This window comes from Pseudomonas sp. MWU12-3103b (assembly GCF_023100615.1).
Taxonomy (GTDB): Bacteria; Pseudomonadota; Gammaproteobacteria; order Pseudomonadales; family Pseudomonadaceae; genus Aquipseudomonas; species Aquipseudomonas putida_A.
The window spans coordinates 91,086-112,528 of the sequence record NZ_JALMEY010000003.1; the positions used below are offsets into that span (position 1 = coordinate 91,086).

General features: G+C 60.4%; 18 protein-coding genes. 9 read left to right on the forward strand and 9 right to left on the reverse strand.

Annotation, left to right across the window (positions count from 1 at the left end):
• Positions 1-2: 2 nt before the first annotated feature.
• The gene (flgE, locus tag M0808_RS06475) at positions 3-1,319 is read left to right on the forward strand and encodes a flagellar hook protein FlgE (protein WP_098965102.1); all 1,317 of its coding nucleotides are present in this window, start codon (positions 3-5) and stop codon (positions 1,317-1,319) included.
• A 693-nt stretch (positions 1,320-2,012) separates the two neighbouring features.
• On the opposite strand, the gene M0808_RS06480 is transcribed toward flgE, so the two are convergent.
• Entirely contained in the window at positions 2,013-4,907 is a 2,895-nt protein-coding gene (locus M0808_RS06480; protein ID WP_095137143.1) for a ribonucleoside-diphosphate reductase subunit alpha, read from the reverse strand.
• An 850-nt stretch (positions 4,908-5,757) separates the two neighbouring features.
• Here M0808_RS06480 and M0808_RS06485 point away from each other — a divergent pair.
• A complete protein-coding gene (locus M0808_RS06485) occupies positions 5,758-6,480 on the forward strand; it encodes a response regulator (RefSeq protein ID WP_007968483.1) in 723 nt (240 codons plus the stop codon).
• On the forward strand, positions 6,477-8,087 hold the full coding sequence (locus tag M0808_RS06490) for an ATP-binding protein (protein ID WP_247840389.1): 1,611 nt from the start codon (positions 6,477-6,479) through the stop codon (positions 8,085-8,087). Before M0808_RS06485 ends, M0808_RS06490 begins: the two co-directional genes overlap by 4 nt.
• A gap of 117 nt (positions 8,088-8,204) precedes the next feature.
• Here the strand turns inward: M0808_RS06490 and M0808_RS06495 are convergent, their stop codons facing one another.
• Together M0808_RS06495 and M0808_RS06500 are read right to left on the reverse strand one after the other, a co-directional pair.
• Positions 8,205-8,930 (reverse strand): 4'-phosphopantetheinyl transferase, encoded by a 726-nt coding sequence (locus tag M0808_RS06495; RefSeq protein ID WP_247840391.1) that lies wholly within the window; start codon positions 8,928-8,930, stop codon positions 8,205-8,207.
• Positions 8,931-9,121: 191 nt separating this feature from the next.
• Positions 9,122-9,913, reverse strand: a complete 792-nt coding sequence (locus M0808_RS06500; protein WP_247840394.1) for a dienelactone hydrolase family protein — start codon at positions 9,911-9,913, stop codon at positions 9,122-9,124.
• Between the two features lie 221 nt (positions 9,914-10,134).
• Here M0808_RS06500 and M0808_RS06505 point away from each other — a divergent pair, with 221 nt between their 5' ends.
• Positions 10,135-10,812: a response regulator transcription factor gene (locus M0808_RS06505; RefSeq protein ID WP_247840396.1), complete on the forward strand. Its 678-nt coding sequence runs from the start codon at positions 10,135-10,137 to the stop codon at positions 10,810-10,812.
• The gene (locus M0808_RS06510) at positions 10,809-12,155 is read left to right on the forward strand and encodes an ATP-binding protein (RefSeq protein WP_247840398.1); all 1,347 of its coding nucleotides are present in this window, start codon (positions 10,809-10,811) and stop codon (positions 12,153-12,155) included. Before M0808_RS06505 ends, M0808_RS06510 begins: the two co-directional genes overlap by 4 nt.
• 205 nt (positions 12,156-12,360) lie before the next feature.
• Here the strand turns inward: M0808_RS06510 and M0808_RS06515 are convergent, their stop codons facing one another.
• Positions 12,361-13,359, reverse strand: coding sequence for an AraC family transcriptional regulator (locus tag M0808_RS06515; RefSeq protein ID WP_247840400.1), 999 nt, complete (start codon positions 13,357-13,359; stop codon positions 12,361-12,363).
• Between the two features lie 350 nt (positions 13,360-13,709).
• On the opposite strand from M0808_RS06515, the gene M0808_RS06520 reads away from it, so the two are divergent.
• The gene (locus tag M0808_RS06520) at positions 13,710-15,044 is read left to right on the forward strand and encodes a dicarboxylate/amino acid:cation symporter (RefSeq protein WP_247840402.1); all 1,335 of its coding nucleotides are present in this window, start codon (positions 13,710-13,712) and stop codon (positions 15,042-15,044) included.
• 256 nt (positions 15,045-15,300) lie between these two features.
• Positions 15,301-16,482, forward strand: coding sequence for a CaiB/BaiF CoA-transferase family protein (locus M0808_RS06525; protein WP_247840404.1), 1,182 nt, complete (start codon positions 15,301-15,303; stop codon positions 16,480-16,482).
• 110 nt (positions 16,483-16,592) lie between these two features.
• Here M0808_RS06525 and M0808_RS06530 read toward each other — a convergent pair whose 3' ends face one another.
• Positions 16,593-17,087, reverse strand: a complete 495-nt coding sequence (locus M0808_RS06530; protein WP_003227192.1) for a SprT family zinc-dependent metalloprotease — start codon at positions 17,085-17,087, stop codon at positions 16,593-16,595.
• Positions 17,088-17,235: 148 nt separating this feature from the next.
• Positions 17,236-17,838, reverse strand: a complete 603-nt coding sequence (locus tag M0808_RS06535) for a Yip1 family protein (RefSeq protein ID WP_007917515.1) — start codon at positions 17,836-17,838, stop codon at positions 17,236-17,238.
• Between the two features lie 443 nt (positions 17,839-18,281).
• Between M0808_RS06535 and ttcA the strand changes: the two genes are divergently transcribed.
• Complete coding sequence (gene ttcA, locus M0808_RS06540; RefSeq protein ID WP_007968702.1) at positions 18,282-19,106, forward strand: tRNA 2-thiocytidine(32) synthetase TtcA; 825 nt, start codon at positions 18,282-18,284, stop codon at positions 19,104-19,106.
• Between the two features lie 132 nt (positions 19,107-19,238).
• Positions 19,239-19,913, forward strand: a complete 675-nt coding sequence (locus M0808_RS06545) for a DNA-3-methyladenine glycosylase I (protein WP_103368751.1) — start codon at positions 19,239-19,241, stop codon at positions 19,911-19,913.
• Between the two features lie 113 nt (positions 19,914-20,026).
• Here M0808_RS06545 and M0808_RS06550 read toward each other — a convergent pair whose 3' ends face one another.
• From M0808_RS06550 to arsC, 3 genes are read right to left on the reverse strand one after another with little or no spacing between them, the layout of a single operon-like run.
• Complete coding sequence (locus M0808_RS06550) at positions 20,027-20,452, reverse strand: DUF2069 domain-containing protein (protein WP_135296356.1); 426 nt, start codon at positions 20,450-20,452, stop codon at positions 20,027-20,029.
• Positions 20,453-20,454: 2 nt separating this feature from the next.
• Positions 20,455-21,051 (reverse strand): NAD(P)H:quinone oxidoreductase, encoded by a 597-nt coding sequence (wrbA, locus tag M0808_RS06555; protein WP_098965085.1) that lies wholly within the window; start codon positions 21,049-21,051, stop codon positions 20,455-20,457.
• Positions 21,048-21,401 (reverse strand): arsenate reductase (glutaredoxin), encoded by a 354-nt coding sequence (gene arsC, locus M0808_RS06560; RefSeq protein ID WP_247840405.1) that lies wholly within the window; start codon positions 21,399-21,401, stop codon positions 21,048-21,050. The genes wrbA and arsC overlap by 4 nt, the downstream gene beginning before the upstream one ends.
• Positions 21,402-21,443: the final 42 nt, after the last annotated feature.

Sequence of the window (21,443 nt, forward strand, 5' to 3'; positions counted from 1 at the left end):
ATATGTCTTTCAATATCGGCCTTAGCGGTCTCTATGCAGCCAACAAACAACTGGACGTGACCGGCAACAACATCGCCAACGTCGCGACCGCCGGTTTCAAATCGTCCCGTGCAGAATTCGAAGACGTTTACTCGTCGACCCGTCTGGGCAGTGGCAGCAAGGTCATCGGTAACGGTGTACGCCTGGCCAACGTTTCTCAGCAGTTCACCCAGGGTGACATCAACAACACCGGTAACGTGCTGGACATGGGTATCAACGGTTCCGGTTTCTTCACCATGAGCAACAACGGTTCGGTTTCCTATACCCGTGCCGGTACCTTCAAGGTCGACAACGCTGGTTACATCACCAACACCGACTACACCTCGCGCCTGCAGGGTTACGGTGTGGATGCCAACGGCAAGATCATCAATGGTGTGCTGACTGACCTGAAGATCGACACTTCCAACCTGGCGCCGAAGTCCACCTCGCTGGTGACCTCGACCATCAACCTGGACTCGACCGCTCCAGTAATCGACGACACAGTGCCCGCCGGCAAGTTCGATCCGAACAACCTCGCGACCTACACCAAATCGTTCAGCACGCCGATCTATGACAGTCAGGGCAACATGCACCCGATGGATCAGTACGTGGTCAAGACCGGTGCCAACACCTGGAAGGTCTACACCCTGGTAGACGGTCGTAATCCGGACGCTACCGGTAGCGATCCGAAGGTCACCGCGCCGACACCTTCGACCATGACGTTTGACTCCGCTGGCAAGCTGACTCAGGTCAGCACTCTGCCGGGTCCGGTGATCAGCAGTGACCTCAAGCTCAGTGGCTGGGTCCCGGGTAATGTGATCAACGGTACATTCAAGCCTAATGGTGCAGCCGCGAACCCGGCAGGCATCACCATTTCGATGGCTCAGACCACCCAGTACAACGCCGATACCGCCCGTTCGATCCCGACTCAGGATGGTTACGCCACTGGCCAGATCACCAACCTGACCATTGATGGCACCGGTACCCTGTTCGCCAACTTCAGCAACAACCAGAGCAAGGCCATCGGCCAGGTTGCGCTGGCCAGCTTCACCAACGAACAGGGCCTGCAGGCTATCGGTGGTACCAGCTGGAAAGAGACCTTCGCTTCCGGTATTCCGGGCTACGACGCGCCGAAAACCGGGACCTTGGGTGAGGTGGTATCCAACTCGCTGGAAGAGTCGAACGTTAACCTGACCAACGAGCTGGTGGACCTGATCAAGGGCCAGAGCAACTATCAGGCGAACGCCAAGACCATTTCGACCCAGAGCACCATCATGCAAACCATCATTCAGATGACCTGATTGCGGTTTCTGGTTGTGCAAGGGAGCCCCTCTTTTTGAGGGGCTTTTTTGTGGGCTATTGTTTTGTGGGCTTATCCGTTGCTGCGGTAACGGCTACTTAGGGTTTCGCCCTTACGGCGAGTCACTTTTGCAGACGCCCAAAAGTAACCAAAACGCTTCAGCCCCAACGTTCGGCCCTCGCCGTGGCTCGGGTTCCTTCGCTCCGGGATCGATCCGGGCGCATCGCCTCCGGTTTGCTTCGCTGCACCTCCTCTCGATGTGTTTGGCTTCGCCAAACGGTCGCTACGCTCCCGCCCCCCGGATCAATCCCTCCACTCAGCCTGCCGACGGGCTTTGAAGATCAAAAGCTGCAGCCGAGCTTGCGCTCATCCTGTTGAGCGGGGCGGCTTTGCCGCATGGGCTGTACGCTTTCTGAATTGTAGGAGCCAGCCTGCGGGCGATCGCGGCCTGACAGCCGACCAATCTCTTGCCGGTGTACTCAATCCCTGTGGGAGCGGGCTTGCCAGCGATAGCGGCCTGTGAGCCGACCAATCTCCGCCAGATTCACATAATCACTTCAGCAGTCTCGTTTCACTCGACAGCTCCTGCACATAAATGGCAGACAAAAGAAAACCCCCGACAAACCAGAAGTCTGTCGGGGGTTTCTTTTGTCTGGAAGAATCAGGCGTCTCGCGACGCCTGGCCCGGCTCAGCTTATTGGCAAGCTTCGCAATCCGGCTCGTCGATCGCGCAAGCCTTTGGCACTGGAGCTGGACCTGCCGGAGCTGCCAGAACCGAATCGTCGCCGTGGTTGCCGCCGCTGGAAACAGCGTTCAGCTTGCCGGTGTTGATGGTCGACTTCTCGGTGCTGGTCGCGGCCAGGGCACGGAGGTAGTAGGTGGTTTTCAGGCCACGGTACCAGGCCATGCGGTAGGTCACGTCGAGCTTCTTGCCCGAGGCGCCGGCGATGTACAGGTTCAGCGACTGGGCCTGGTCGATCCACTTCTGACGACGGCTGGCGGCGTCAACGATCCACTTGGTATCCACTTCGAACGCGGTCGCGTAGAGCTCTTTGAGTTCTTGCGGGATGCGCTCGATCTGCTGAACCGAACCGTCGTAGTACTTCAGGTCGTTGATCATGACCGAGTCCCACAGACCGCGAGCCTTGAGGTCGCGAACCAGGTACGGGTTGATCACGGTGAATTCGCCCGACAGGTTCGATTTCACATACAGGTTCTGGTAGGTCGGTTCGATCGACTGCGATACGCCGGTGATGTTGGCGATGGTCGCGGTCGGTGCGATGGCCATGATGTTGGAGTTACGAATGCCTTTCTGTACACGGGCGCGAACCGGTGCCCAGTCCAGGGTTTCGTTCAGGTCAACGTCGATGTACTTCTGGCCGCGTTGCTCGATCAGGATCTGTTGCGAATCCAGCGGCAGGATGCCTTTGGACCACAGCGAACCGTTGAAGGTCTCGTACGCGCCACGCTCATCGGCCAGGTCGCAGGACGCCTGGATCGCGTAGTAGCTGACCGCTTCCATCGACTTGTCGGCGAACTCGACGGCAGCGTCGGAACCGTAAGGGATGTGCTGCAGGTACAGCGCGTCCTGGAAGCCCATGATGCCCAGACCGACCGGACGGTGGCGGAAGTTGGAGTTCTTCGCTTGCGGCACCGAGTAGTAGTTGATGTCGATCACGTTGTCGAGCATGCGCACGGCGGTGTTCACGGTGCGTTGCAGCTTGGCGGTGTCCAACTTGCCGTCGACGATGTGGTTCGGCAGGTTGATCGAGCCCAGGTTGCAAACGGCGATCTCGTCCTTGTTGGTGTTCAAGGTGATCTCGGTGCACAGGTTCGAGCTGTGAACCACGCCGACGTGCTGCTGCGGGCTACGCAGGTTGCACGGGTCTTTGAAAGTCAGCCATGGGTGGCCGGTTTCGAACAGCATGGAGAGCATTTTGCGCCACAGGTCTTTGGCCTGGATGGTCTTGAACAGCTTGACCTTGCCCGGGTACTCGGTCAGGGCTTCGTAGTACTCGTAGCGCTCTTCGAAGGCTTTACCGGTCAGGTCGTGCAGGTCCGGAACTTCGGAAGGCGAGAACAGGGTCCACTTGCCGTCATCGAAGACACGCTTCATGAACAGGTCAGGGATCCAGTTGGCGGTGTTCATGTCGTGGGTACGACGACGATCATCACCGGTGTTCTTGCGCAGTTCGATGAACTCTTCGATGTCCATGTGCCAGGTTTCCAGGTAGGCACACACAGCGCCTTTGCGCTTGCCACCCTGGTTAACGGCTACAGCGGTGTCGTTCACCACTTTCAGGAACGGAACCACGCCTTGCGACTTGCCGTTGGTGCCTTTGATGTACGAACCCAGGGCGCGCACAGGGGTCCAGTCGTTGCCCAGGCCGCCAGCGAATTTGGACAACATGGCGTTGTCGTGGATCGCGTGGTAGATGCCCGACAGATCGTCCGGAACGGTGGTCAGGTAGCAGCTCGACAGCTGTGGACGCAGGGTGCCGGCGTTGAACAGAGTCGGGGTCGAAGCCATGTAGTCGAACGAGGACAGCAGGTTGTAGAACTCGATCGCACGGTCTTCTTTCTGCTTCTCTTCGATCGCCAGGCCCATGGCCACACGCATGAAGAAGATCTGCGGCAGTTCGAAACGCACGCCATCCTTGTGGATGAAGTAACGGTCGTACAGGGTCTGCAGGCCCAGGTAGGTGAATTGCTGATCGCGCTCGTGGTTGATCGCCTTGCCCAGTTTTTCCAGGTCGAAGGTGGCCAGCACAGGGTTCAGCAGTTCGAACTCGATACCTTTGGCGATGTAAGCCGGCAGCGCCTTGGCGTACAGGTCGGCCATTTCGTGGTGAGTGGCGCTCTCGGCCACACCCAGGAAACCCAGACCTTCGGCACGCAGGGTGTCCATCAGCAGGCGAGCGGTGACGAACGAGTAGTTCGGCTCACGTTCAACCAGGGTACGCGCGGTCATCACCAGCGCGGTGTTGACGTCGTTCAGGGCCACGCCGTCGTACAGGTTTTTCAGGGTTTCGCGCTGGATCAGGTCGCCGTCGACTTCAGCCAGGCCTTCGCAGGCTTCGGTGACGATGGTGTTCAAGCGGCCCATGTCCAGCGGCGCGAGGCTGCCGTCGGCGCGGGTGATACGGATCGACGGGTGCGCGTCGACCGCAGCTTCTACCGGAGCGTGGGCAGCGCGTTCTTTCGAACGGCCGTCACGGTAGATCACGTAGTCGCGAGCGACTTTCTGCTCGCCGGCACGCATCAGGGCCAGTTCGACCTGGTCCTGGATTTCTTCGATGTGGATGGTGCCGCCCGACGGCATGCGACGCTTGAAGGTCGCGGTGACCTGTTCGGTCAGGCGGGCAACGGTGTCGTGGATTCGCGACGAAGCGGCAGCGGTGCCGCCCTCAACTGCGAGAAACGCTTTGGTGATAGCGACGGTGATCTTGTCATCGGTGTAAGGAACGACAGTGCCATTACGCTTGATCACGCGCAGTTGACCAGGCGCGGTGGCGGCCAGATCCGAATTCGAATCGGCTGCCTGCGGCAAGGTGCCCTGCGGGTTCTCGCGAGTTGTGTCGGTTTGCATGGGTGTCTCCACGTTCTCTATGTTTGTTTGGGCACCATCAAGGTGCCCACCGTTCCGTCCTGAAGCACTACAACCGGCACGCGCCGGGCATAACGACTTCGGGACAGTTCAGGAAGGGGGCCTTGTGAGCGCCGCTTCCATGCCGAAGTCTTCGGTTCGCGCGATACGCGTGAGACCGCATTCCTTTCGGGGAGCAGATTCGTCACTGCAACACCCGTACCGTTATCGTCGTGGTCGACTGAAAAACGGTAGCCATCCGCAGGCGCGGTTTGGGCTTTCGAAAATACGTTTGGTTCAACCCGACAATGGCAATAAAAAGCCTTGAATTCACTGTCCGGTTTGTGTTTGGTTTTTTGCGAAAACCCCTACATGTAGGGTTTTTTTACGCACGGGCTACAAGATAATGCGTTTTGGGGGAGTATTGCAACGTATAGCCTGTGGATAAACCTGTGCGTAAATTGTGTGCGAAAGGGCTGATTCGCGTGTAGGCCGCGAACCTGCTGAGTTAGACCGTTTGTCACTGTTTTTCACTCGGGAAAAACGCTTCAGCGGATTTTTAAGGGCGCGAACCCTATCACAAAAAACCGGCGTATCCGAACGCATTTGCCGACTTGTGTTCTGGCTGTACGCCGTTTATACAATCGGGCAGTGTTTACCCATTCTTATCCTCCCGAAAGATGACAAAAAGACGGGAAAAATGTGGGAGCGGGCTTGCTCGCGAAAGCGGTGGGTCAGGCAATTTCCATGTTGACCATGCCGCCGTCTTCGCGAGCAAGCCCGCTCCCACAGGGGAATTGAGTCAGGCCGAGCATTCTTCCTTATTAATAAAAACAGCAAGCAGAGGTCACCGGTGGAGCAAGAAGCCTGGCAGGTATTGATAGTCGAGGATGACCAGCGTCTGGCCGAACTCACCCGCGAATACCTGCAAGCCAATGGATTGCGCGTGGAGATCGAAGGCAACGGCGCGCTGGCGGCGGCGCGGATCATCAAGGAGCAGCCGGACCTGGTGATCCTCGACCTGATGCTGCCCGGTGAAGATGGCCTGAGCATTTGCCGCAAGGTGCGCGACCGTTACGACGGGCCGATCCTGATGCTCACCGCGCGCACCGACGATGCCGACCAGATCCAGGGCCTCGACCTCGGTGCCGATGATTACGTGTGCAAACCGGTGCGCCCACGGCTGTTGCTGGCGCGGATTCAGGCCTTGCTGCGACGCAGTGACACAGCCGAGCCGATCGCGGAAAAAAGCCGTCGTCTGCAATTCGGCCCGCTGGTGGTGGACAACGCTTTGCGCGAAGCCTGGCTCAGCGACAACGGTATCGAACTGACCAGCGCCGAGTTCGACCTGCTCTGGCTGCTGGTGTCGAACGCCGGGCGGATCCTCTCTCGCGAAGAAATCTTCACTGCGCTGCGCGGCATCGGCTATGACGGCCAGGATCGCTCGATCGATGTGCGCATCTCGCGCATCCGCCCGAAAATCGGTGATGACCCCGACCATCCGCGGCTGATCAAGACCATCCGTAGCAAAGGCTACCTGTTCGTCCCTGAAGCCTGTGTGGATCTGGCGCTGTGAACTCGATCTTCCTGCGCATCTATGGCGGCATGTGCGCGGCGCTGATTCTGGTGGCGGTGCTTGGTGTGCTGGCGCTGCACCTGCTCAATCAGGTGCGAAGCGAGCAATACCGCGAGCGCCTGGCCCACGGCACGTTCTCGCTGATGGCCGACAACCTGCAACCGATGAACGAAACCGAGCGCCACCGGGCGTTGTTGGTCTGGGAGCGTCTGCTGGGGATTCCGCTGGCGCTGAAGAAGTTTTCCGAGACCGATCTGGATCTCTCTCAGCGCGCCCGGGTGCAGCGCGGTCAGGCCTTGGTAGAGCAGACCGGCCCGCATGCGGCGCGGGTCTATCGACTGGTCAGCGACAAGGAACAGCTGCTGCTGACCGGTGACGTGCAACAGATCAGCGAACAATTGGCCCGCGCGACTATTTATCTGTTGGCCGATGAACTGGTGCGGGTGCCGGTCGGCGAACAGCCCAAGCGGCTGGCGCAGTTAAAAGAAGAGAAGGGCTTCGGTTTTGATCTGCGGCTGGTCACGGTCAACGAGGCCGACATGGACGAAGACCAGAGCCGCCGAGTGTCCGAGGGCGATACGGTGATGGCGCTGGGCAAGGGCGGGGATTCGATCAGGGTGTTTGCCGGCATGGTCGGTACGCCGTGGGTGCTGGAGATCGGCCCGCTGTATCAGATGAATCCGTATCCGCCGCAATGGCTGGTGTTGATCGCTGCCCTGGGCCTGACCTTGATCGGTCTGATCGTATATCTGCTGGTGCGTCAGCTCGAAAGACGTCTGCGCGGACTCGAAGCCGCGGCCACACGCATCGCCAAGGGCAGCCTGGAAACCCGCGTGCCGGCCCGCGGTGCTGACTCGGTCGGGCGGCTGGCGGCGGCGTTCAACGGCATGGCCGAGCATCTGCAGCAGTTGCTGGCAATTCAGCGCGAGCTGGTGCGTGCGGTGTCCCACGAACTGCGCACGCCGGTGGCGCGCCTGCGTTTCGGGCTGGAAATGATCGGCTCGGCCACCACTCCGCAAGCGCTGGAAAAATACCGCGAGGGCATGGATCACGACATCGAGGATCTCGATAAGCTGGTGGACGAAATGCTCACTTACGCGCGGCTGGAACAGGGTTCGCCAGCACTGACCTTCCAACGCATCGACCTCGATGCGCTGGTCAATCAGGTGATCGCAGAACTGGCGCCGTTGCGTGCCGAGGTCTCGGTGCAGCGCGGGTTGTGCCTGTCAGCGGCGGACAACGATGGCGCCTGGGTCGAAGCCGAGCCGCGCTTCCTGCACCGCGCGTTGCAGAATCTGGTGAGCAACGCGATGCGCCATGCGCGCTCGAATGTCACGGTGAGTTATCAGGTCGGGCAGTTGCGCTGCCGGGTTGATGTCGAGGATGACGGGCCGGGTGTGCCGGAGTCGGCGTGGGAACGGATCTTCACGCCGTTCCTGCGTCTGGATGATAGCCGCACCCGGGCCTCTGGTGGGCACGGGCTGGGGTTGTCGATTGTGCGGCGGATCATCCACTGGCATGACGGTCGGGCGCTGATCAACAAGAGCAAAAGTCTGGGTGGGGCTTGTTTCAGTCTGAGTTGGCCGAGGAATCAGGAGCGCCGTTGAGTTTTGCGTTAGCAGAAATGGCGCCTTCGCGAGCAAGCCCGCTCCCACCCTTGAAATGCATTCCCCTGTGGGAGCGGGCTTGCTCGCGAAGGCGGTGCAACAGTCGCCGAAAAATCCTCAGGCCGGAATGCTGACCAGACTCAACAACTGCCCATCCTGCACCCCAAATTGCGCCTCCAGCTCGGTGCCATTACGCCATTCGCCAGACAAGTCAGTCAGCAAACGCAACCGGACCTGACCCTGCTCCGTCCACTCCAGCACCTCGGCGTGCTCGAAGTAGAAACGCTTCTGCACAATCGGGTACAGCGCCTTGAACAGGCTCTCTTTCACCGAAAACGTCAGGGTCACCAGTAACGCCAGTTGTTCCCGCGCACCGGCGGTCATGCGCAGCAGTTCCGCAGGCGTCAGAATCTCCCCGGCCAGGCGTTCGGCGCGCTCGGTCTCGAGCAGGTTTTCCAGATCCATGCCCAAGCCGCGCCAGTGCCGCTTGTTGGCGACAATCGCCGCCGCGTGTCCGGTGCTGTGAGTGATCGAGCCGCAGATGTGCGCCGGCCACACCGGTGCGCGGTCTTCGCCAATCGCCGGAATCACGTTTGAGCCTTCCAGTTGCTGCAGCGCGGCCCGGGCGCAGATTCGCCCGGCAAGAAACTCGGCCTGCCGTTTGGCCACCGAGCGCTGAATGCTCGGCGGCGGCTCGATGGCGCTGCGCTGGAAGTCATCGCCGAGCAGTTGCTTCGGGTCGAAACGGGTACTGAGCAGCACGGTCTCGGGCAACACGTTGGGCAACGGCCAATGGGCGTCGAGCGGGGTGCAGCAGGCGGGGAGGGGCGGGCTGGAATTCATGGCGGGCATTTTGCCGGTTGAAGCCACGACTGGGTAGAGGCTGCACACTTTTGTGGCGAGGGAGCTTGCTCCCGCTGGGGGCAAAGCCCCCCAAATCTGTGGACGAGGTCTGTCAGGTAAACCGCGTCGGCATGTTTTTGCGACGGCTTCGCCGCCGAGCGGGAGCAAGCTCCCACGCCACAGGGGCAATGTCAGCCAAAGATTTTCTGGAAGAACGCCTTCATGTCCGCCCAGGATTTTTCATCGGCCGCCTTGTTGTAACCGATATCCGGGCCACCATGATCGCCGTGGCTCAAGCGATCGGCATCCGGATTGGTGAAGCCATGCTTGGCGCCGTCGAGGCTGACGAATGTGTAGTCGGCGCCGGCCTTGTCCATCTCGGATTTGAACGCGGTGACGTTGTCTGGAGTGACCATGCTGTCCAGCGCACCGTGCTCGACCAGAATCTTCGCCTTCACACTGCCGGGCGTCGCCGGTGTGGTGGTCGCCAGCGCACCATGGAAACTCACCACGCCCGCCAGCGGCTCGCCCTGACGCGCGGCGTTGAGCACCACGCCACCGCCGAAGCAGTAACCGATGGCGCCGATTTTATTGACGTCGGTCTGCGGCTGCTTTTTCAGCAGGTTCAACCCGGCCTCGAAACGTTTGCTGGAGGCCGCAGCATCCTGGGTCGCGGCCTGCATGAACGCCATCGCATCTTTCGGGTGCTCAGTGTTCTTGCCTTCGCCGTACATGTCGATCGCCAGCGCGCTGTAGCCCAGTTCGGCGAGGTCGCGGGCGCGACGTTTAGCGTAATCGTTAAGGCCCCACCATTCATGCACCACGACGACTCCAGGGCGTTTGCCCTTGATCGCGTCGTCGTAGGCGTAGTAGCCGATCAGTTTGGTGCCGTCGGCACTCTGGTAGGGAATCTCTTGAGTCTTGATCGCGGCGTTGGCCAGACTGCTGGCAGCGAGCAGGGCGAGGGCGAGGAACAGGCGCATGGTCGGCCTCCTTATCGAAAGTGGTCAGGACAGCCTAGTCGATTTGATTCAGTGCAGGTTCACCGAGTGTTCAGGGCAGGTACAGGGGCGGCTTGCTAACCTTGCAGCCTATCGAACAGCAATGAGAAAGTTGTCGCCTGTGCCGTCGCCTTCGCGAGCAGACTCGCCCTCACAAGTATGCTGTTGACGTTGGAGCTTTTTGATTTGCCCGGGAGAGCGTTATGAAACTGTTGGTCGTCGAAGATGAAGCGCTGTTGCGCCATCACCTGCAAACCCGCCTCACGGAGAGCGGTCACGTGGTCGAGTCCGTGGCCAATGCCGAAGAGGCGCTGTACCAGACCGGACAGTTCAACTTCGATCTGGCGGTGATCGACCTCGGCCTGCCGGGCATGGGCGGCCTGGACCTGATCCGCCAGTTGCGTTCCAGCGGCAAGACCTTTCCGATCCTGATCCTCACCGCGCGCGGCAATTGGCAGGACAAGGTCGAAGGCCTGGCGGCCGGTGCCGACGACTACGTGGTCAAGCCGTTCCAGTTCGAAGAACTCGAGGCGCGACTCAACGCCTTGCTGCGTCGCTCCAGCGGCTTCACCCAGTCCACCATCGTCGCCGGACCGCTGTTGCTGGACCTCAATCGCAAGCAGGCATCGCTGGATGAAGAGCCGCTGGCGCTGACTGCCTACGAATACCGCATCCTCGAATACCTGATGCGCCACCACCAGCAAGTGGTGCCCAAGGATCGCCTGATGGAGCAGCTCTATCCGGACGACGACGAGCGCGATCCGAACGTGATCGAAGTGCTGGTCGGCCGCCTGCGTCGCAAGCTTGAAAGTCCGGGCGGGTTCAAACCGATCGAAACCGTGCGCGGTCTCGGCTACCTGTTCAATGAGCGCTGCACTTGATTCGTTCTCTTCGCGTTCGCTTGATGCTCGCCGCCACCACGTTGGCGGTGTTGTTCATGCTTGGCTTGCTGCCGGCCATGCAAGGCGCGTTCAGCCTGGCATTGCAGGACTCGATCGAGCAGCGCCTGGCCTCGGATGTGACCACGCTGATTTCGGCGGCACGTATCGAGAACGGTCGCCTGCAGATGCCGGCGCAGTTGCCTGACGAGCGATTCAACCTTACTGACGGGCGTCTGCTGGGCTACATCTATGATCGCGGGGGGCATCTGGTCTGGCGCTCCAAGGGCACAGAAGAAGGGCAGATCAACTACAAGCCGCGTTACGACGGCATGGGCAATGAGTTCGCGCGGATTCGCCAGGCCAGCGGTCAGGAATTTTTTGTCTACGACGTCGAAGTCAAGTTGCTCGGGGGCAAGAGTGCGGCATTCAGCTTTGTGACCCTGCAACCGGTGCACGAGTACGAATCGACGCTCGAAGGCCTGCGCGACAACCTTTATCTGGGCTTTGGTGCTGCACTGTTTGTCTTGCTTGCGCTGTTGTGGATTGGCCTGACCTGGAGTTTGAAAGCCTTGCGCCGGTTGAGTCAGGAGCTCGACGAAATCGAAAGCGGCACTCGCGAAAGCCTCAGCGAACAACACCCGCGCGAACTGCTGCGCCTGACCGGCTCGCTCAACCGTCTGCTGCACAGTGAGCGCCAGCAGCGCAGCCGCTACCGTGACTCCCTCGATGATCTGGCGCACAGCCTGAAAACCCCGTTGGCGGTACTGCAAGGTGTCAGTGAAGACATGGCCCAACGCCCGGAAGATCGCGATCAAGCCTGGGTGCTGCAAACCCAGATCGAGCGCATGAGCCAGCAGATCAGCTATCAACTGCAGCGGGCCAGCCTGCGCAAAAGTGGTCTGGTGCGCCATCAAGTGCGACTGCAACCGGTACTCAAAAGCCTGTGCGACACCCTCGACAAGGTCTACCGCGACAAACACGTGCGGGTAGCCTTCGATCTGCCGGAGCACTGCTATGTGCCGATCGAGCAGGGCGCGCTGCTGGAGATGATGGGCAACCTGCTGGAAAACGCCTATCGCCTGTGCCTGGGCGAAGTGCGCATCAGTGTGCGTGAGAGCCTGGCTGGTATCGAATTGTGTATCGAAGACGACGGCCCCGGTGTGCCGCCGAATCAGCGCGCGCGGATCCTCGAGCGTGGTGAGCGTCTGGATCGTCAGCATCCAGGGCAGGGCATCGGGCTGGCGGTGGTCAAGGACATCATCGAGAGCTACAACGCCAAGCTGATGCTCGGGGATTCGCCGATGGGCGGGGCGGCGTTCAGGATTCAGTTTCCTGCGGTTTAATTGGAAGTTGCCCTCACCCTAGCCCTCTCCCAGAGGTAGAGGGAACTGACCTGAGTGTCTCCAGAAAATGATCGACCTGAGTGATTTGCCTCGAATATGGATTCAGCAGAGAGCTTTCAGGTCGGCGTATTTATCGAGCTTCCCCCATCCAGTCCCCTCTCCCTCCGGGAGAGGGTTAGGGTGAGGGGCTTTTGACGTTAAAGCCTCACTGCTCCTGCGCCCGATACGCCCCCGGTGTCAGCCCGGTCCATTTCTTGAACGCCCGGTGAAACGCCGACGGCTCGGAAAACCCCAACTGCTCGGCAATCTGTTGCAACGACAGATCCGCCCGTCCCAGATGATAGATCGCGATGTCGCGGCGCAACTGATCCTTCAATTCCTGAAAACTGCTGCCTTCCTCACGCAAATGCCGACGCAGGGTTTGCGGGCTGATGTGCAGCTGCGCGGCCACCGCTTCGAGGTCCGGCCACTGCGCACTGTCGCGGCTGAGCAAGCGGCGCAGGCGACTGCTGAGGCTGTCGCCGTCGTCCGGGCGCGATAGCAGGTCGGCGGGTGAGCGTTCGAGAAAGTGCTTGAGGGTGCGTTCGTCCTGCAACAGCGGCATGTGCAGATAGCGACTGTGAAACAACAGGCTGCTCTGCTGGGCGGAAAACACCAAAGGGCAGGGGAATAACAGGTCGTACTCGGCACCGTGCGCCGGTTTCGGATAACTGAAGGTGGCCTGCTCCAGACGAATCCGCTGGCCGATCAGCCAGCTGCCGAGGCGATGCCAGATCACCAGCAGGCTCTCGCTGAGAAAGTGATCCGGGTCCCATAACTGCGAATCATCGAGGCTCAGGCGCACCCATTCGTCTTCGCGGCTCAGGTCCAGGCGCGGGGCTCCCGGGAATAGGCTATAAAACAGTAAACCGCGTTGCAGTGCCTTCTCCAGGTTGCGGCAGTGGATCAGGGCGTGGCACATCATCGCGAAGCTGCCGGGCTTGCTCGGCGCGGTGCCAAAGCCCAGGTATTCGTCATCCAGCGCCAGCCACAGGTTCTGGATCAGTTGGGTGAATTGCTCCGGGGCAATCCTCGCCCGTGGTTCATCGAGCAACTCGGGGCTGATCCCAAGTTGTTGCAGCAGCGGCGAATAGTCGAACCCCGAACGGCGTGCGCCACCGAGGGCGGCACGGGCGAAATGACTGGCGATGGTGCGTTCGCGCATAAGCGGCAGATCCTTCCTCAAGCGCCGGATGGTAGCCGGGGCATGCGCAGGGCAACAAGGCGGATTTCCGCCAAATTGTAGGACGAGATCCGCTGACTTGGCGGAAATCCGCCACACTGGCGTCACCGGGCAGTGACAAAAATTAGCCTGCATCCCCTGATATCAAAAGGCTTGCAGCGAATTGCACCAAAGTGGCACGGCGTTTGCGATAAGAGCGACAGAAGTGTGCGTCTATTCCGCGGGAATAGCGCCGCTCCAACAACAAATCCCTCCAGTGCAGGAGGGTTCGCAATTCAGGTTCTGCGCCCAACAGATGGATGTTGCCCGCGGGACGCTTGAGGACACTTGCAATGACGACTCGTCAGCCACTGTACAAATCCCTGTATTTCCAGGTGATCGTCGCGATCATCATCGGTATTGCCCTTGGTCACTACTACCCGCAGTTCGGTGTGGCGGTAAAGCCACTGGGTGACGGATTCATCAAGCTGATCAAAATGATCATCGCCCCGATCATCTTCTGCACCGTGGTCAGCGGCATCGCTGGCATGCAAAGCATGAAGTCGGTCGGCAAAACCGGCGGTTATGCACTCCTGTACTTCGAAATCGTTTCAACCATTGCCCTGCTGGTCGGCCTGATCGTGGTCAACATCGTGCAGCCGGGCAACGGCATGCACATCGACGTCAGCACTCTGGACGCCTCGAAAGTCGCGACTTACGTGCAGCAAGGCGCAGACCAGAGCGTTGTCGGCTTCCTGCTCAACGTGATCCCGACCACCATCGTCGGCGCGTTCGCTACCGGTGACATCCTGCAAGTGCTGATGTTCTCGGTGATCTTCGGTTTCGCCCTGCATCGCCTGGGTGACTATGGCCGTCCGATCCTCGACTTCATCGATCGCTTCGCCCACGTGATGTTCAACATCATCAACATGATCATGAAGCTCGCGCCAATCGGTGCCTTCGGCGCGATGGCGTTCACCATCGGTGCTTACGGTGTCGGCTCCCTGGTGCAGTTGGGTCAACTGATGGCCTGCTTCTACATCACCTGCCTGGCGTTCATCCTGATCGTGCTGGGTGCCATCGCCCGCATGCACGGCTTCAGCGTGCTGAAGATGATCCGCTACATCCGTGAAGAGCTGCTGATCGTACTGGGTACTTCCTCGTCGGAATCGGTACTGCCACGCATGCTGATCAAGATGGAGCGTCTGGGCGCGAAGAAATCCGTCGTGGGTCTGGTGATCCCGACCGGTTACTCGTTCAACCTCGACGGTACCGCGATCTACCTGACCATGGCTGCAGTGTTCATTGCTCAGGCCACCGACACGCACATGGACATCACCCATCAGATCACTCTGCTGGTGGTGTTGCTGCTGTCCTCCAAAGGTGCCGCCGGTGTGACCGGTTCGGGCTTCATCGTGCTGGCCGCCACTCTGTCGGCGGTCGGTCACTTGCCGGTGGCCGGTCTGGCGCTGATCCTCGGTATCGACCGCTTCATGTCCGAAGCCCGCGCCCTGACCAATCTGGTCGGCAACGCCGTCGCGACCATCGTGGTTGCCAAGTGGGTGAAAGAGCTGGACACCGACGTGCTGCAATCCGAGCTGGCTTCGGGCGGTCGCGGTATCGCCGATACCCGTCCGGAAGATGACCTGGGTATGGCTGAAGGTGCTACTCCGAGCAACGTCAAGTAATCTGAATTGGCTCCAGTGTAATGCTGGAGTCTGAAAGCCCTTGTGGTGAGGGGATTCATCCCCGATGGGTCGCGAAGCGGCCCCTTCTTAGATAGAAGGGGACTGCTGAGCAGTCCATCGGGGATGAATCCCCTCGCTACAGGGGTTTTTTATTGCCTGCGATTTGAGCATTACGGTCACTGCCGCTGATGCATCCGGTGATTGCCGTGCGCGGCATCGCTGCCTAGGCTGAGTGCATCGCCCAAGGAGATCGCCCATGTCCGCGCCGCTGGCCTCACTGAAGATTCTGGATTTCTCGACCCTGCTGCCAGGGCCGTTCGCCTCGCTGTTGCTGGCGGACATGGGCGCCGAAGTGCTGCGCATTGAATCACCGACGCGCATGGACCTGCTGCGGATGCTGCCGCCGCACGATCAAGGTGTGTCGGCCAGCCACGCTTACCTCAATCGCAACAAGCGCAGCCTGGCGCTGGATCTCAAACAGCCGGAAGCGCTGGAGGTGGTCAGGCAGTTGCTGGCCGACTACGACATTGTCCTCGAGCAGTTCCGCCCCGGTGTAATGGAGCGTCTGGGTCTGGGTTATGAGGCGCTGAAGGCGATCAACCCGAAGCTGATTTACGTGTCGATCACCGGCTACGGCCAGACCGGGCCGTACAAGGATCGCGCCGGACATGACATCAACTACCTCGCCTTGGCCGGGCTGTCCAGTTACACCGGCCGCGCCGACAGCGGGCCGTTGCCGCTGGGCATGCAGGTGGCGGATATCGCGGGTGGTTCGCTGCATGGGGTGATCGGCCTGCTGGCGGCGGTCATCGCCCGGCAGCAGACCGGGCAGGGCACGCATCTGGACGTGAGCATGACCGATTGCGCCTTCAGCCTGAACGCCATGGCCGGTGCCGGCTATCTGGCCTGTGGCGACGAACCGCATTGGGAAGAGCAGATGCTCAATGGCGGCAGCTTCTACGACTACTACCGCTCGCGCGACGGGCGCTGGCTGTCGGTGGGCAGTCTGGAACCGGGGTTCATGCAGCAGCTGTGTACGGCGTTGGGCCGGCCGGAGCTGGCGGCGCAGGGCTTGTCGCCGAAACCCGAGCAGCAACGGTTATTGAAGGATGCGTTGAAAGTCGAATTCGAGAAGCACGACTTTGCCGAGCTGCGCGCGTTGTTTGCCGAGGTCGATGCCTGTGTCGAACCGGTCTTGAACCTGAGCGAGGCGGTGCAGCATCCGCAGTTGCAGGCGCGTGAACTGGTGACCCAGGTGCCGCGTGGCGATGGCACGACCCAGGCGCAGATCGCCTGTCCGCTGAAATTCTCCGAAGCGCTGCCGGCGCCGCGGCATGTTGGCGCAGGGTTGGGACAGCATACTGAGCAGGTGTTGGGGGAGTTGGGCTTTGGTGCTGAGCGGATTGCCGAGTTGCGGCGTGCCAAGGTGATTCTCTAGCGTCTGTGCCGGCCCTTTCGCGAGCAAGCCCGCTCCCACAGGGGAATGCATTTCAAAATGTGGGAGCGGGCTTGCTCGCGAAGGCGTCGGCGGCGACAGCACCAAACCGGCTATTCCACCCGCATCTCACCACTGAACACCAAAGTGTTGCGGCATCTACGGCATAAATACCGTCGCCCTTGGCGCACCAGGCTATGACGCTGCGCCGAAAACGGAAAATCACTGTCGGCGCACGGGCATTTGTAGATGTAGCGGGTCACGCTGCGGCGTTTGATTGCGTAGGTGTGGCAGCGATCCGGCGGCAGCTCGTAAACCCCGCGCATGATCAGTTGCCATTCCTCGCCGTGCGGCTGGATGCGGTCGCCGAACAGTTGATGGGCGATCAGGTGCGCGACTTCGTGGGCCACGGTCTGCTTGAGGAAGTGTTCGGTGTTTTCCCGGTACAGCTGCGGGTTGAAGCGCAGCAGGTTCTCGTGCAGATGCGCGACACCGGCTTTTTGCCCGCGCAGCTTGAGGCTGACGACCGGGCGTTGGAAATGACGTTTGAAAAAGGCTTCAGCGAGTTGGTAACAGTCTTCGACGCGGGTATTGAGTTGCTCGGGCATGCTTGATGGATCTCCAGAGGCGTCGAGTATGCCGCAACGTTCCTGACTTGCGAATCGCTGACCTGCCGAATGGTCATCCGCCAAACGAGAAGGCCGCCTTGCGGCGGCCTGTATTGGCAGATCTTGTTTTTCTCTGGGGTGAAGCTTGTCAGTTGGTATACACCGGCCCCACGCCGAGGCCCCAGACAATCACGGTGAACGCCATGATGGCCACCAGCACCACCAGACCCACCGCCAGCACTGAGCTGGAAAACAGGAAGCCTTCGTCCGATGGAATGTTCATGAACGTTGGCAGCCCCACGTACAGCAGATACACCGTGTAGCAGATGGCCGCCGTGCCGACGATCATTCCCAGCCACATGTGCGGATACAGCGCCGCCAGCCCGCCGACGAACAACGGTGTCGCGGTGTAGGTGGCGAATGCCACGCAACGGGCCAGACTCGGATTGGCGTCATAGGTGCGGGCCATCCAGTGCACGAACGCGCCCATCACCGCGACCCCGCCGAGCATCGCCAGGTACGACATCACGGTCATCCAGATCGCACTTTCCACGGTGAGCATCACCGGTGCGCGATTGCCGATCACCCAGCCGACCTGAGTGGTGCCGATAAACGCCGAAACCGCCGGAATCGCCGCCAGGATCAGCGTGTGCGTCAGGTACATGTGGCTGATGCTTTCCTCTTGGTCGCCACGGATTTCCTTCCATTCCTGATCGGGGTGGGTAAAAAGTCCCACTACGTGATGGATCATGCCAGTCACTCCTCTTGTTATTGCCATCGCCCCCCAGCGGAGCGCCTACGGGCCAAGGTGGCCGAGCAAATTCAGGTCTTCAGATGTGTGCGACCTTATGTCGCAGTATAGAAAGGACTTAACCGCACAGGGACTAGGGGCTTAGAGCAAATTGCGCTGTAAACACGGGGTGTAATCGCGGCAGGGTCTTGCACATTTGAGGCCGGATCACCTCTGTGGCGAGGGAGCTTGCTCCCGCTCGGCTGCGCAGCAGTCGCCAATCCTTGCGGTTCGGTGCGTCAGGAAAATAGCGGCTGCAGGTTTGGGGGCGCTTCGCACCCCAGCGGGAGCAAGCTCCCTCGCCACAGGGGATCGGTTGAAAGTGACAGACCCACGGCCCTTCGCGCTCCCCGGGTTTTTGCGTAAAATGCCCGCCTTTCGTCACACCTCACGGATTTCGCGTCATGGGCACTCTTACGGTCAACCAGAACAAACTGCAAAAGCGCCTGCGCCGCCTGGCCGGCGAAGCGGTCGCCGATTTCAACATGATCGAAGACGGCGACAAGGTCATGGTCTGCCTGTCCGGGGGCAAGGACAGCTACACCATGCTCGACGTGCTGCTGCACCTGCAGAAGGTTGCACCGATCAAGTTCGAGATCGTCGCGGTGAACATGGACCAGAAGCAGCCGGGCTTCCCCGAGCACGTACTGCCGGCCTACCTGAAAGAGCTGGGCGTCGAGTACCACATCGTCGAGAAGGACACCTACTCGGTGGTCAAGGAACTGGTGCCGGAAGGCAAGACCACCTGCTCGCTGTGTTCGCGCCTGCGTCGCGGCACGCTGTACACCTTCGCCGACGAAATCGGCGCGACCAAGATGGCCCTCGGTCACCATCGCGATGACATCGTCGAGACGTTCTTCCTCAACATGTTCTTCAACGGCACCCTCAAGGCGATGCCGCCGAAGCTGCGCGCCGACGACGGGCGTAACGTGGTGATCCGTCCGCTGGCCTACTGCAACGAGAAAGACATCCAGGCCTACTCGGACTTCAAGGAATTCCCGATCATCCCGTGCAACCTCTGTGGTTCGCAGGAAAACCTGCAGCGTCAGGTGGTCAAGGAAATGCTTCAGGACTGGGAGCGCAAGACTCCGGGCCGAACTGAAAGCATCTTCCGCAGTCTGCAGAACGTGGTGCCGTCGCAACTGGCCGACCGCAACCTGTTCGACTTCACCAGCCTGAAGATCGACGAGACCGCGGCTTCGCGGTTCGTTAACGTCGTCAATCTGTAAACACTGTCCCTGTGGGAGCGGGCTTGCTCGCGAAGGCGGTGTATCAGTCGCTATATGCGCCGACTGACACTCAGTCTTCGCGAGCAAGCCCGCTCCCACATTGGTTTTTTGTTTCATTCAATAGGAGAGGGCATGCGCGATTACAAGTGGCTGCACGAATACTGTCTGAACCGCTTCGGTTCGGCGGCTGAACTGGAAGCCCATCTGCCCGTTCCCAAGACTCCCGCGCAACTGCGCAAGATCAGCGACGATCGTTACCTCTCGACCATGGCCCTGCGCGTGTTCCGCGCCGGGCTCAAGCACAGCCTGGTGGATGCCAAGTGGCCTGCCTTTGAAGAAGTGTTCTTCAAGTTCGACCCGGAAAAAGTCGTGCTGATGAGCGCCGAGCATCTCGAGCGCCTGATGCAGGACGCGCGAATCATTCGCCACCTGGGCAAGCTCAAGAGCGTGCCGCGCAATGCCCAGTTCATCCTCGATGTGGAAAAGGACAAGGGCAGTTTCGGCGCGCTGATCGCCGACTGGCCGGTGACCGATATCGTCGGTCTGTGGACCTACCTGAAAAAGCATGGGAGTCAGTTGGGCGGGCTGTCGGCGCCGCGCTTCCTGCGGATGGTCGGCAAGGACACGTTCGTGCCGAGCTACGACGTGGTCGCGGCGCTGAATGCACAGAAGATCGTCGACAAGGCGCCGACCAGTCTGCGCGATCTGGCGATTGTGCAGAACGCGTTCAACCAGTGGCATGAACAGAGTGGTGGGCGGCCGATGAGCCAGATTTCGATGATGCTCGCGTACACCGTCAACCATTAAGACCGCGTCGCCCCATTCGCGAGCAAGCCCGCTCCCACAGGATCCTTGTTGAATCACAATTTTGTGACCGACACAAAAACTGTGGGAGCGGGCTTGCTCGCGAAGGCGTCAGCTCAGGCGACGGAAATCTCGCCCTCGCCAGCCAGCTTGCGATTCAACTGATACCGCCACCGCACATACAGCAGCGCCGAGCAGAACAGCGCCAGGCTCGCGGCCATCTCCAGCACCCCGAACAGCTGCCGGTTCGGGTCATACGCTGCCAATGCGCCCTTGATGAAATACAGATTCACCACAAAACACATCCACGAGTGCGCACGCGCGTTGCCCATCAGCATCCCCGGCGCAAGGATCAGCCACGGGATCAGCTCGACCAGCAGGATCACCCACGGTCGGGCGCCGTGCAGGTCGGCGAACACCAGGTAGTAAGCGGCGAGCAGCCCGGCGAGGCCGAAGAAGCACAACAGGCTGACGATCCGCATCGCCTTGACGCGGGGTTCGAGCCACTCGACGGAGGGCAGGACTTTCGGCTTCTTCGCCACCCTTAGCCCTCCAGTTTTTGCGCGGTCTTGGCCAGGCGTGCGCCGAGTGCACGACACAGCGCCATCTCGTGCTGATCGAGACCTTTCTTGCCATCGGCCCCGGCATGATGACTGGCGCCATACGGCGTACCGCCGCCCTGGGTTTCCAGCAGCGCCGACTCGCTATACGGCAGGCCGGTGATCAGCATGCCGTGGTGCAACAGCGGCAGCATCATCGACAGCAGGGTGGTTTCCTGGCCGCCGTGCAGGCTGGCGGTGGAGGTGAACACGCCGGCCGGTTTACCGACCAGTGCACCGGTCAGCCACAGGTTACTGGTGCCGTCTAGGAAATACTTGAGCGGTGCGGCCATGTTGCCAAAGCGCGTCGGGCTGCCAAGGGCGAGGCCGGCGCAGTTCTTCAGGTCATCGAGGGTGGCGTAGAGCGCACCGTCTTCCGGGATGTCCGGGGCGACCGCCTCACACTCGGTTGAGATTGCCGGCACGGTCCGCAGGCGCGCTTCGAGGCCGGCCTGTTCGACACCGCGGGCAATCTGCCGGGCCATCTCGTTGGTCGAACCGTTGCGGCTGTAATACAGAACCAGAATGTAGGGCGTGCTCACGGCAGCAGCTCCAGCACATTTTCCGGCGGACGACCGATCACAGCCTTGTCGCCGACTTCGAGAATCGGTCGTTCCATCAGTTTCGGGTGTTCGGCGATGGCGGCAATCAATTGCGCTTCGCTGAGGCTTTCGTCAGCCAGCTGAAGCATTTTGTATTCATCTTCTCCGCTGCGCAGCAACTGACGCGCGCTGATCCCGAGCTTGCCGAGCAGTGCCTTGATTTGCACCGCATTCAGCGGGGTTTCGAGGTAACGCACCACGTTCGGGGTCAGGCCACGGGCCTCAAGAAGTTCCAGCGCGCCGCGGGATTTCGAGCAGCGCGGATTGTGATAAAGCGTCAGATCGGTCATGGCAGGTCGCTTCTGGCGTAAAGTGGCGGCTATTCTAACTGT